This is a genomic window from Caulobacter flavus (genome assembly GCF_003722335.1).
GTDB classification, from domain to species: Bacteria; Pseudomonadota; Alphaproteobacteria; order Caulobacterales; family Caulobacteraceae; genus Caulobacter; species Caulobacter flavus.
In genome coordinates, this window is record NZ_CP026100.1 from 3,823,224 (window position 1) to 3,835,124 (window position 11,901).

Consider the following 11,901-nt stretch of genomic DNA (forward strand, 5'->3'; position numbering starts at 1 on the left):
TCCCCAGTTTTTAGGCTAGCGCTTGCGCTTTGGGCCGACGTGGTCGAAGGCGCGCGGCAGGTCCTGCACGTGGTGGCCGCGCCCAGACAGGCTGGGATTGGTCATGAAGTACTCGTGGGCCGAGAACGCGCCCTTGCTCTCCCAGGCCGGATCGCGGGCATAGCGACCCTCGCTGTCGAGGCGCCAGCTCTGGGCCTCGTCATTGAGGTTGGCGACCATGATCTGGCTCAGCACCTGCTGATGCACGGTCGGGTTCTCGATCGGCACCAGGCTTTCCACCCGGCGGTCGAGGTTGCGCGGCATCCAGTCGGCCGAGCTGATGAAGGCCCGGGTCTGGGCGCTGGGCATGTCGGCGCCGTTGGCGAAGGCCACGACGCGGCTGTGCTCGAGGAAGCGGCCGACGATCGACTTGACCCGGATGTTGTCCGACAGGCCTGCGATCCCGGGCCTCAAACAACAAATGCCGCGCACCACCAGGTCGATCTGCACGCCGTCCTGGCTGGCGGCGTAGAGCGCGTCGATGATCTGAGGGTCGACCACCGCGTTCATCTTGGCCCAGATGCCCGCCGGCTTGCCGGCGCGGGCGTTGGCCGCTTCGGCGGCGATCATGGCCAGCAGGTCGGGCTTCAGGGTCTGGGGCGAGAAGGACAGCTTTTCCAGCGCGCCGGGCTGGGCGTAGCCGGTGATGAAGTTGAACAGCTTGCCGCCGTCGCGGCCCATGGCCGGATCGCAGGTGAACAGGGAAAGGTCGGTGTAAACCCTCGCCGTCTGCGGGTGATAGTTGCCGGTGCCGAAGTGGCAGTAGGTGCGCAGGGAGTCGCCCTCGCGGCGGACCACCACCGACAGCTTGGCGTGGGTCTTCCAGTCGACGAAGCCGAACACCACGTGCACGCCGGCCCGTTCGAGGTCGCGCGCCCACTTCAGATTGTTCTCCTCGTCGAACCGCGCCTTGATCTCCACGAGGGCGGTGACGTTCTTGCCGTTGTCGGCCGCCTCGATAAGGGCCGCCACGATCGGGCTGTCCTTCGAGGTGCGATAAAGCGTCTGCTTGATCGCCAGCACGTTGGGGTCGCGGGCTGCCTGGCGGAGGAACTGCACCACCACGTCGAAGCTCTCGAACGGATGGTGGACCAGGATGTCCTTCTCGCGGATCGCCGCGAAGCAGTCGCCGCCGTGGTCGCGCACGCGCTCGGGGAAGCGGGCGTTGTAGGGCTTGAACTTCAGGTCCGGACGGTCGGGCGGGATCAGCTCGCTCATCTGGGCCAGGCCCAGCTTGCCGTCGACCAGCACCACGTCTTCGGGCTGGGCGCGCAGGCCCTCGATGATGAACTCGCGCAGGTCGGCGGGCATGGTGGTCTGGATCTTCACCCGCACCACGCGGCCCAGGCGCCGCTTCTTCAGGCGCGCCTCGAACTCGCGCACCAGGTCCTCGGCCTCTTCCTCGATCTCCAGGTCGCTGTCGCGGATCAGGCGGAACAGGCCCCGGCCCTCGACCTCGTAACCGGGGAACAGGTGGTCGAGGAACAGGATGATGAAGCTTTCCAGCGCCACGATCTTGCGCTCGCGCTTGCGGCCGCGGGCGGTGCTGGCGATCTCCCAGAAGCGCTGCACCTGGTTGGGGATCGGCGCCAGGGCGTACAGGTGCTTGTCGTCGGCGATCCGGCGCAGCTTCAGCGCCAGGCAGAAGCCCAGGTTCGGGATGAACGGGAACGGGTGGGCGGGATCGACGGCCAGCGGCGTCAGCACCGGGAAGATGCGCGACTTGAAGATGTCCTCGGCGCGCTCGCGGTCGGCGCCGACGATGTCCTTGGCGTCCAGCAGCTTCAGGCCCTCGGCCCACAGCTCGGCGCGCACCTCGCGCCAGATCTTCTGCTGCTCGCTCATCAGCTCGAAGGCAGAGGCGTTGATGCGGGTCAACTGCTCGCCCGGCGTCAGGCCGTCCTGGCTGACCACGCGCACGCTCTCGCGCACCTGGCCCTTCAGGCCGGCCACGCGCACCATGTAGAATTCGTCGAGGTTGTTGGCGCTGATCGACAGGAAGCGCAGGCGCTCCAGCAGCGGGTGGCGCGGATTGGCGCTTTCCTCGAGCACGCGCTGGTTGAAGGCCAGCCACGACAGTTCGCGATTGAAGAACCGCTCGGGCGAGGCCAGCAGGTCCTCGTCGAGCGTCAGCCGCGCGCGATCCTCGGGCGCGGTCTCCACCTTGTGAGGGGCGGGCGCGAGGGCGGCGGCGTCTGTCATCGTCTACTCCAGGGCAATGCCCGGCATGGTGGACGAGCCCGATGACAGCCGCAAGACAAACAGGGATTTCTTCAAGAAAAGCCGGGCTTTCGCTCAGTCCCGTTCAGTCCTCGAACGCGTCGTCCTCGCCGAACGCCAGCACTTGCGCCACGAAGGCGCGGGTGATGCCGCGATTGCCCTCGGAGGCCGCCTCGTCCAGCAGCGCCACCAGGGCCACGGCCTCGGGCGCGCTGCGCGGAATGCGGCGCAGCAGATAGGCGTAGACGTCGTCGGCCGGACGGATCAGCCGATCGGCGAAGGCTCGGCGCAGCACCGCTTCCAGCACCACGTCGTCGGGCTCGTCGATCAGGGCGGCGGTCAGCGCATTGAGGCGCGAGCGCAGGTCCGGCACGATCGTCTGCCATTCCAGCGGCGCGGTCTGGGCGGTCAGCAGCAGGCTGCCGCCGTCGACGCCGGCCATGTTCAGCAGGTGAAACAGGTCCTCGTCGGACACCACGCCGCCCAGGGCTCGGCGGTCGGCGTCCTCGACCAGCACGGCGCGGCCGCGCAGGGCGGGCAGGTTGAGCGGCGCCTGGTGAGGATCGGTGGCGTCGACGATCACGGCGCTAGCCTGCGCGGCCCAGGCGCGCGCCAGGTGGGTCTTGCCCGAGCCCGACGGGCCGATCAGGGCCAGACGGCCGTTCGGCCACTCCGGCCACGTATCGACGGCGCGCACGGCGTCCTCGTTCGCCGGCGAGACGGCGAAGTCGGCCCGCTCGAAGGTGGGCAGGCGTTCCAACGGCAATTTCAGCTGGCTCAAGGTCGGGGCGAAGTCACATGGTGAATGGGTAGGCAAGGTATAGGCGGCGGGCCGCTGCGCCGCGAGACGGCGCGCGGGCGGTCTTGGGGATATAGGGGGCGATAGGTGTGGACGCAGAAAGCGGGTGTGGATGCTCGTGTGGACGCCGGTGTGGACGGCCGTGGTCAAATGATCCACCGGCCTGTTGAGCGTTAATCTTCTGGGGACTTCGAGCGTTTCCCCGACTGCGGCATGATCCGGCGGCAAACGCTTCGACGTCGCCGCGATTCACTTTGGAGTTCTCAGCTGGCCCAGACCGCCGCCACCGCCGATCTCGCCGCCTGGCGCGCCGAGATGACCAAGCCGCCGGGCGCCTTGGGCATGGCCGCCCGCGCCGTCCAGCTGAAGGTCAACCAGATCATCCCGGAAAAGGTCCACGCCGCCATCACCGCGGCGATGCAGGGCATGACCCGGGCCATTCTCACCGGTTCGGACTTCGCCACCGGCGCGCCGCTGGTCCAGGCCACGCTGGCCGAGCGGCTGGAGCGCGTGCGGACGGCGATCGCCAACTGGAAGAAGACCGCCGCCGCCGAGGGCGGGATCGCCGGGGCAGGGGGCTTCGTCCTGGCCGCCGCCGACTTCCCGCTGCTGATGAGCTTCAAGATCAAGCTCCTGTTCGAGATCGCCGCGGCCTTCGGTCATGACGGCGCCGAGCTCTCCGAGCGGCTCTACATCCTGCACATCTTCGAGCTGGCGTTCTCGGATTCAGCCCATCGCGCCAGGGTGTTCGAGGCGATGGACGGCTGGGACGCGCGAACCCATCCGAGCGACCTTTCCGGCTTCGACTGGCGCGCCTTCCAGCAGCAGTACCGCGACCACATCGACCTGGCGAAGCTGGCCCAACTGCTGCCGGTCGTCGGCGCGCCGGTGGGGGCCATCGTCAACTGGCGCCTGGTCGAGAAACTCGGCCACACGGCGGTGATGGCCTACCGGATGCGGCTGGAATCTATTCCACCTCTCCCAAAGGGAGAGGGAGGGGCCCATGCGTAGCATGGGAGGGTGAGGGGTTTAGGTCTATCCGGATAGGGCGATGATCAAAGGTGATGGGACCGCCGACAGTGTACGCCCTCACCCTCCCACCGCTTCGCGGCGGGCCCCTCCCTCTCCCCACGGAGAGGCTTTTGAAGAAGCGCCTGCTCGAGCGCCTTCTGCAGGTTCTCGGGGCTCTCGGCGCCGACCACCGCCACCTTGCCGGCGAAGATCGCCACCGGCACGCCCGTGACGCCGCCCTGAACGGCCATGGCGTGCTGCTGGACGATCACGTCCTTGTCGGCGCCGTCGGCCAGCAGCTGCAGCACGGCCACCTCGTCCATGCCAGCCGCCTTGGCGATCTGGCCCAGCACGACGGGATCGCCGATGTCGCGCCCTTCCTCGAAATAGGCCGCGAACAGGCCCTCGACCACTTCGTCCTGCACGGCCGCGCCGCGCGCCCAGCGGATCAGGCGGTGGGCGGCGCTGGTGTTGGGCGACAGGGCGATCTTGTCGAAGGCGAAGCTGATGCCTTCCTCGGCCCCGGCCTCTTGCAGCGCCTTGTGCACGGCCTTCAGCCGGGTCTGGTCCTTGAACTTGCCGGCCATGTAGGCGGCGCGATCGACGCCTTCTTCCGGAAGGGTCGGATCCAGCTGGTACGGACGCCAGATGACGATCGGCTCGAGGTCAGGGCGCGCGGCCAGGGCGCTCTTCACCCGCCGCCAGCCCAGATAGCACCAAGGGCAGACGACGTCGGCGACGACGTCGACGGTGATCGGCTGACCCATGGCCTTACTCCTGAGAACTAGATGGCCTTCTGGAGGGCCTGGGAAGCGGCGCGCTCCAGCGCGTGGATGGCGGTTTCGCCCGGCTCGATCTGGGCGACGCCGATGTCGAATTCGCAGACGAACGGGCTGCGGTCCTCGCCGGCGTCGAAGGCGGTGCAGCCGATGACGGCGGCGATGCGCTCGGCGGCGGCCTTGGCGGCGGCCAGGTTGGTGGCCGGCAGCGCCAGGGCGAAGACCTCCGGCGCCAGGCGCGCGGCGGTGTCCTCGACGCGGACCAGGCGACCGACCATCGAACCGATCTGCGGAATGGCGCGGTCCAGCCAGCCGTTCTGACGCGCCCAGACGACGTCGGCCTTGTCGGCCACGCGCAGCACGCCGATCGACAGCGGACGGCCGCGTTCTCGGGCGGCGCCGGCCAGGCGGGCCAGGTGGGCGGCGAACAGGTCGCGGGTGAACAGGCCCGTGGCCGCGTCCATCAGGCCCGAGCTGCGGGCCTTCTCCAGCGCGCCGCGAATGGCTTCGCCGCGACGGTAGTTGCGGGCTAGCTCGATGACCCGGCGGGCCGTGTCGCCCTCCGGCGTCTGGGGCGAGGCGACGTCCGAGACGCCGCGATGGAACGCCTCCGACATCGTCACGTAGCTCTCGGCGTTCATGTAGAGCAGCGCCGGGATGTGGAAGAGGCGGGTGTTGCGCCGCATGCCGGCGGCGATCGACAGCGCCTCCTGCTGGTTCTCGCCGGCCCACAGCACCACCGCGTCGAAGGCCCGCTCGTGCAGGTAGTCGAAGGCGGTGTAGGCGGTGAAGGCGCCCACCACGTCGGCGCCGCTGCGGGTCAGGGCGTTCGACAGCGCCAGGAACTGCGGCGCCGGCTCGCCGATGGCCAGCACGCGATAGGGGGCGCTGGCGGCTTCCGGCAGGTCCAGCCGCCGGCCGCGATCGCCGAAGGTGGTCAGCCGCAGCTCGAACTCTTCCTCGGCGATGGCCGTGCGGACCAGGGATTCCAGGCGCAGCACCGCCTGCGACGGATGCAACGGCGGCGACAGGGTCAGGTCGAAGGCGCTCTGGCCGGCGTCCGTGCCCGGCTCGCCGATGGCGATCACCGGCAGGCGGCGCGGGGCCACGGCGGCCTTCAGGCGACGGGCGAGGGTCTGGCTGTCGGGACCGGCGGCGTCGAGGTCGACGATCACCGCCTCGATCTGCAGGTCGCCCAGGGCGGCGAGGGCGGCATAGGGCCCGCGCGCGGTGATGGTGCGCCAGCCCAGGCGGTCCAGCCCTTCGGACAGGGGACCGGCCCGCGTGTCGTCACGCGCCACGATCAGGATCCGGGCGTTCACCGCCAAATTCGTTCTCCGCTGGCGCAGGCCTTCGATTCGCGAGCCAACATAGCAGAGGCGAGGGTGCGGCAAAGGGATGCGTGGTCGCAGTCTTTACCTTGTCGACAGGCGATTTCTCCCGGGCTTGCCTGACCGGGCGTCAACCGGTCCCTACTGCCGCCAACGAGATGAAACGGGAGGAGAAGCGATGGGCCAGGGACCGCTGTCTGGGCTGAAGGTGCTGGAATTCGCGGGCATCGGCCCCGGACCGTTCTGCGGCATGCTGCTGTCGGACCTCGGCGCCGACGTCGTGCGCATCGACCGCAAGGGCTCGGGCCGCTCCTCGCCGGCCGACGTCACCGCCCGCGGCCGCCGCTCGGTGGCGCTGGACCTCAAGCAGCCCGCCGCGGTCGAGACCTGCCTGAAGATGATGGAGACCGCCGACGCGGTGTTCGAGGGTTTCCGCCCCGGGGTGATGGAGCGCCTGGGCCTGGGCCCCGACACGGCGCTCGCCCGTAACCCCAGGCTCGTCTACGGCCGCATGACCGGCTGGGGCCAGACCGGTCCCTATGCCAAGGCCGCCGGCCACGACATGAACTACATCGCCATCACCGGCGCGCTGGACGCTATAGGTACAGAGGACAAGCCGATCCCGCCGCTGAACCTGGTGGGCGACTTCGGCGGCGGGGCGCTCTATCTGGCCTTCGGCCTGCTGGCCGGGGTGATCCACGCCCGCGAGACCGGCCAGGGCCAGGTCATCGACTGCGCCATGAGCGACGGCGCAGCCTCGTTGATGGCTATGTTCTACGGCTTCAAGGCCATGGGCATGTGGCGCGAGGGACGGCGCAGCAACCTGCTCGACGGCGGGGCCCACTTCTACGACACCTATCGGTGCGCCGACGGCAAGTGGGTGTCGATCGGCTCGATCGAGCCGCAGTTCTACCTGTTGCTGCTGGAGAAGACCGGCATCACCGACCCGCACTTCCAGGCCCAGATGAGCCGAGAGGACTGGCCGGCCCTGCGCGAGAAGCTGGCCGCCGTCATCGCGACCAGGACCCGCGACGAGTGGTGCCAGATCATGGACGCCACCGACGTCTGCTTCGCGCCGGTGCTGTCGATGGACGAGGCTCCTGGCCACGCCCACAACAAGGCGCGCGAGACCTTCGTCGAGGTGGCCGGCGTCATCCAGCCCGCGCCCGCGCCGCGCTTTTCGGCGACGCCCGGCGTCATTCAGGGACCGCCGCCCAAGATCGGGGCCGACAACGTCTCCGCTCTCGGGGACTGGGGCTTCGACGCCGCCGCCATCGCCGCGCTGGAGGCTTCCGGCGCACTCTGACGCAAGCTGACAACCGCGTTCAGATGCGGTTCAGGCGGCGAATCCTACCTTCGAACTGTGACCGGCCGCCGCGCCAACCCGTCCCTCGATGCGGCGGCCGGTTCAGGCAAGACCTGCGGAGACGCGTCGCTTTCCCTGAGGCGGCGCGTCTTTGACCGTCTGGAGGGGGGCTTTCCGGACAGCGGCGCCGTCAAGGGTTGCTTCACCGGGCCGCCGGAGGCAGTTTCCGCCGGATGCAGCCCCCCAAGGCCCCCATTCGCTGGCGAGACCTCGATCTCGACCCGATCCACTGGGTTCAGGAAATCCTTCGCGTTCTCGGCCTGGCCCTGTCCCGGCTGTGGGGGCGCGACGTCATGCTCTATGTGGGCGGCGTCTCGTTCTTCGCCCTCCTGGCGGTATTTCCGGGCCTGGCCATTCTGATCGGCCTCTACAGCCTGCTGCTGGACCCCAACACCGCCGCCCGCCAGGCCGACGCCCTGGCCTTCATGATGCCGCCCGGCGCGCGGCCGATCTTCCAGAGCGAGATGCAGCGCCTGGCCCACGCGCCGGTCTACACCGTCTCGCTGCAGAGCCTCGTCATCCTGGTCATCGGCGTCTACGCCGCCCATCGCGGCTTCAAGGCCCTGCTGGCCGGCCTGTCGTTCATCCACGACGAGGAGGACCAGCGCGGCTTCTTCGGCTTCAACCTGATGGCGCTGTTCGTGCTGATCGCGGCCTTTGGCCTGCTGTTCCTGATGTCGGGGGTGTTCCTGACCTTCAGGCTGCTCTCCAGCACCCTGAACCTGCGGCCGCTGGAAGGCGTGTCGTGGATCCAGAGCGAGTGGACCTGGGCGACCATGGGCCTGATCGTGGGCATGACCCTGATCTACCGCTACGCCATGTCGCGCCAGCCCGTCGGCTGGCGCGCCTCGCTGACCGGCGGGTTCGCCGCGGGCCTGTTCTGCGTCTTCATGTCGTGGGCCAGCGCCTTCTACGTCGAGAAGGTGGCCCATCTGGGCGCGACCTACGGCTCGATCTCGGCGGTGATCATCTTCCTGATCTGGCTGTCGTGGAGCGTCAACGCGGTGTTCTTCGGCGGCGCCCTGGCCACCGAGGTCGAGATCGCGCTCGACGAGCGGCCCCAGGCCCTGGTCGACGGGCCCAAGGCCATCGCCCTCAAGGCGCCTTCGTCACCCGAAAGCTGATCGCCCCCGAGGGCAGGTCCTCCACGCCTTCCAGCGTCACGCCCAGCTGGCGGGCGAAGTGCGGCACGTCGATGCGCGCCAGGGGATCGTCGGCCAGCAGACGCACCGTCGCCCCGGCCGGCGCGTGCTCCAGCGCCCGCCGCAGCCGGAGCGTCGGCACCGGGCAGCGGTGGCCGCGCGCGTCGACCTCGATGTCGCTCACGAAAACACCTGCTCGGCTTCCTGGGTCGTGAGGATGCGGTGCTTGCCCGGCTCCAGGTCGCCTGGCAGCGTGATCCCGCCGATGCGCTCCCGGTGCAGGGCGACGACGTGGTTGTCCATGGCCGCGAACATCCGGCGCACCTGGTGATAGCGGCCCTCGGTGATGGTCAGGCGCGCGGTCTTCTCGTCGACCACGTCCAGGCTGGCGGGCAGCAGCGGCTTTTCCTCGCCCTCCAGCATCAGCGTGCCGCTGGCGAAGGCCTCGCCTTCCTTGCCTGACAGCGGCCGGTCGAGGCTGGCCAGGTAGGTCTTTTCCACGTGGCGCTTGGGCGAGATCACCCGGTGCAGGAAATCGCCGTCGTCGGTGATCAGCAGCAGGCCCGAGGTGTCCTTGTCCAGCCGGCCCACGCTCGACAGCGCCGGGTCGCGGATCTGCCAGCGGCGCGGCAGCAGGTCGTAGATCTTGGCCCCGTCCTCGCGATGCGAGCACACCACGCCCAGCGGCTTGTTCATCAGCAGCACCAGCGGCGCGGGCGGATCCACCGGGACGCCTCTGATCATCAGGTGCTGGGGCAGGTCTGCGGTCACGGCGATGCGCTTGCCGGCGTCCTTCAGCGGAACGCCGTCGAAGGTCACCTTGCCGGACGCCACCAGGGCCTGGACCTCGCGCCGCGCGCCATAGCCCAGGTTGGCCAGCAGCCGGTCCAGCCGCGCCATCAGCGCCTTGGTCATTTCACGGCCTCGAGCACCTTGAAGCCTTCCTGGTCGACCACCGGGCGCACGCGGGCGAAGTGGTCGGCCAGCACGGCCTCGTAGGGCAGGTGTCGGTTGGCCACCAGCCACAGCACGCCGCCCTTCTTCAGCAGCGCCGCGGCGCCGCGGATGAAGGCCTGGCCCAGCGCCTTGTCCTCGCCGCCGCCCTCGTGGAACGGCGGGTTGGAGACCACGAAGTCCAGGTTCGAAAGTTCGGGCAGGCCCAGGCGGATGTCGGCGTGCGAGAAGCTCACGCGGGCGTCGTCGACATTGCGGCGCGCGGCGTCCAGGGCCCGGCGGTCGATGTCGACCAGCGCGAGGTTCGTCACCTTCGGCGAGGCCAGAACCTGGTGGGCCAGCACGCCGATGCCGCAGCCCAGGTCCGCGCCGGCGCCCGAGAAGGCGGGCAGGGCCTGCATGAGGAGGGCGGTGCCGGTGTCGAGGCGATCCCAGCTGAACACGCCGGGCTGGGTCCACAGACCTTCGCCGTCGATGCGGCGCGGCGCGCCCTCGGCCAGGGCTTCGGTCAGGCCCGCCGGCGTCTCGGGGCGCAGGGTCATGCAGATGCGGTGGTGACGGCGGGCGTCCTCGCCGATCTTGCAGCCGAAACCCGACAGCTCCTTCTTCAGACGCAGGCCGCCGCGATCCTTCGGCGCGGCCACGGTCAGCCGGCCGCCGGGCTTCAGCACCCGCAGGGCCTGGGCCAGCACGTAGCGGCGCTCGACCGCGCCGGCCGGGGCCAGGACCACGAAGGCGTCCATCGAGGCATCGGTCAGGGCCTCCAGCGGCTGCGCGCCCGGAACGGTCGGCGCGGTCTGCATGGCGCCGCGCGGCGTCTCGATCACCTCGCGGGGAGGAAAGCCATAGACGGCGGCGGAGACGGTGTCGGTCATGAGCGGAGGATCTTGGGCCGTGGAACGCGAAGGGCGGGAAAGGGGCGTTGGTTACCTTGGCATGGTCCGCGACGCCAGACTTTCAGGAACCCGGACGGGGAACCCTCGCCGCGCGCGACGAATTGCTGGGGAAGGAGGAACCGGCATGGCCAAGGCGTCCGTCCGGCGACTGAAGGTCTATGAGGCCCGTTTCGGCTTCCACGATTCCGTCGTCGCCGCGCCGAACCAGAAGGCGGCGCTGGACGCCTGGGGCGTGCGCCAGGATCTGTTCGCCGAGGGCGACGCCCGCGTTTCCGAGGACGAGGCCGCGATCGAGGCGGCTCAGGCCCATCCCGGCGCGCCGCTGCGCCGCGCCGCCGGATCAAACGATCCGTACGGTCTGGCGCCGAACCTGCCGGACATCGCCGACGCGCCTCGCAAGCCTAAGCCTAAGGCCCGCGCGACCAAGCCCGCCGAGCCTCCTCCGCCGCCCGACCGCTCCGCCCTCGACAGGGCTGAGGCGGATCTGGCCGAACTGGAGGTCCGCCACCGCGACGAGAAGGCCGAGCTCGATCGCCGCATGGCCGCCCTGGAAAAGGAGATCGACGCCGCCCGCCGCCGCTGGAGATCCGAACGCCGCAAGGCGGAGGCGGTGGTCGACGAGAAGCGGCGCGCCTATCGCACTGCGGGCGGCTAGCGGTTGCGCAACGACAGGCAGCCCATCAAGCTCGCCCCATGAACGCCACGGCCCTCATCATCATCGACCTGCAGCGCGGCATGCTCCCGGAGAACACCGGCCCACGCAACAATCCGCAGGCCGAGGACAACGCCGCCCACCTGCTGCACGCCTGGCGCGTTCGCGGCATGCCGGTGGTCCACGTGCGCCACATGAGCCGCTCGCCCGAGGGCTCGTTCTGGCCCGGCTCGTCCAACTGCGAGTTCCAGCCGCGCTTCGAGCCCCTGCCGTCCGAGCATCGCCTGGAGAAGAACGTCCCCGACGCCTTCGCCGGCAGCGGCCTGGAGCGCTGGCTGCGCCTGCGCGACGTGCATCACCTCGTCGTGGTCGGCGTGGCCACCAACAACTCGGTCGAGGCTGCCGTGCGCGCCGCCGCCTGCCTGGGCTTCGACGTCGCCGTGCCGGGCGACGCCTGCTTCACCTTCGACAAGGCCGATCTCGGAGGCGTCGTCCGCGACGCCGAGGAATGGCACCTGATGAGCCTCTCCAACCTCGACGGGGAGTACGCGGTGGTCACGCGGACGGACGAGATCCTGGCGAGGCTGGGGTAACGCCGAAGCCTGCTCGTTACCCTTCTCGGCCGGAGTTGATGTCCATTCGCTGACGGTGCCCCGCCACTTTCTGTCATTGACTCGCCCCCAGACATTGAACGTCGAGCAGGTCGTTCAAA

Annotated in this window: 12 protein-coding genes; 5 read left to right on the top strand and 7 right to left on the bottom strand. The window is 69.5% G+C overall.

The genetic code is table 11. The features are described from left to right. Window positions 1-15: 15 nt before the first annotated feature. Both C1707_RS17480 and hdaA read right to left on the bottom strand, forming a co-directional pair. Window positions 16-2,241 carry an RNA degradosome polyphosphate kinase gene (locus tag C1707_RS17480; RefSeq protein ID WP_101715855.1) on the bottom strand — a complete coding sequence of 742 codons (2,226 nt, stop codon included), beginning with the start codon at window positions 2,239-2,241 and terminating at the stop codon, window positions 16-18. A 103-nt stretch (window positions 2,242-2,344) separates the two neighbouring features. Continuing rightward, window positions 2,345-3,076: a DnaA regulatory inactivator HdaA gene (gene hdaA, locus C1707_RS17485; RefSeq protein ID WP_476695748.1), complete on the bottom strand. Its 732-nt coding sequence runs from the start codon at window positions 3,074-3,076 to the stop codon at window positions 2,345-2,347. A gap of 195 nt (window positions 3,077-3,271) precedes the next feature. On the opposite strand from hdaA, the gene C1707_RS17490 reads away from it, so the two are divergent. Then, window positions 3,272-4,069 (top strand): EcsC family protein, encoded by a 798-nt coding sequence (locus C1707_RS17490; RefSeq protein WP_101715857.1) that lies wholly within the window; start codon window positions 3,272-3,274, stop codon window positions 4,067-4,069. A 44-nt stretch (window positions 4,070-4,113) separates the two neighbouring features. Here the strand turns inward: C1707_RS17490 and C1707_RS17495 are convergent, their stop codons facing one another. Both C1707_RS17495 and C1707_RS17500 read right to left on the bottom strand, forming a co-directional pair. After that, on the bottom strand, window positions 4,114-4,836 hold the full coding sequence (locus C1707_RS17495) for a DsbA family oxidoreductase (RefSeq protein ID WP_101715858.1): 723 nt from the start codon (window positions 4,834-4,836) through the stop codon (window positions 4,114-4,116). 17 nt (window positions 4,837-4,853) lie between these two features. After that, complete coding sequence (locus C1707_RS17500; protein WP_101715859.1) at window positions 4,854-6,176, bottom strand: diguanylate cyclase domain-containing protein; 1,323 nt, start codon at window positions 6,174-6,176, stop codon at window positions 4,854-4,856. A gap of 181 nt (window positions 6,177-6,357) precedes the next feature. Between C1707_RS17500 and C1707_RS17505 the strand changes: the two genes are divergently transcribed. Further along, on the top strand, window positions 6,358-7,485 hold the full coding sequence (locus C1707_RS17505; protein ID WP_101715860.1) for a CaiB/BaiF CoA transferase family protein: 1,128 nt from the start codon (window positions 6,358-6,360) through the stop codon (window positions 7,483-7,485). A gap of 233 nt (window positions 7,486-7,718) precedes the next feature. Next, complete coding sequence (locus C1707_RS17510) at window positions 7,719-8,669, top strand: YihY/virulence factor BrkB family protein (protein ID WP_101715861.1); 951 nt, start codon at window positions 7,719-7,721, stop codon at window positions 8,667-8,669. Here the strand turns inward: C1707_RS17510 and C1707_RS17515 are convergent. Genes C1707_RS17515 through C1707_RS17525 form a run of 3 tightly spaced genes read right to left on the bottom strand, consistent with a single transcriptional unit; the run spans window position 8,641 to window position 10,516 of the window. Next, the gene (locus C1707_RS17515) at window positions 8,641-8,871 is read right to left on the bottom strand and encodes a sulfurtransferase TusA family protein (RefSeq protein WP_101715862.1); all 231 of its coding nucleotides are present in this window, start codon (window positions 8,869-8,871) and stop codon (window positions 8,641-8,643) included. The genes C1707_RS17510 and C1707_RS17515 overlap by 29 nt on opposite strands. After that, a complete protein-coding gene (locus C1707_RS17520) occupies window positions 8,868-9,602 on the bottom strand; it encodes a pseudouridine synthase (RefSeq protein WP_101715863.1) in 735 nt (244 codons plus the stop codon). Before C1707_RS17520 ends, C1707_RS17515 begins: the two co-directional genes overlap by 4 nt. Continuing rightward, complete coding sequence (locus C1707_RS17525; RefSeq protein ID WP_101715864.1) at window positions 9,599-10,516, bottom strand: class I SAM-dependent methyltransferase; 918 nt, start codon at window positions 10,514-10,516, stop codon at window positions 9,599-9,601. The genes C1707_RS17520 and C1707_RS17525 overlap by 4 nt, the downstream gene beginning before the upstream one ends. 145 nt (window positions 10,517-10,661) lie before the next feature. Here C1707_RS17525 and C1707_RS17530 point away from each other — a divergent pair, with 145 nt between their 5' ends. Next, a complete protein-coding gene (locus C1707_RS17530) occupies window positions 10,662-11,192 on the top strand; it encodes a hypothetical protein (protein WP_101715865.1) in 531 nt (176 codons plus the stop codon). Window positions 11,193-11,230: 38 nt separating this feature from the next. Beyond that, the gene (locus C1707_RS17535) at window positions 11,231-11,782 is read left to right on the top strand and encodes a cysteine hydrolase family protein (protein ID WP_101715866.1); all 552 of its coding nucleotides are present in this window, start codon (window positions 11,231-11,233) and stop codon (window positions 11,780-11,782) included. Window positions 11,783-11,901 lie beyond the last annotated feature (119 nt).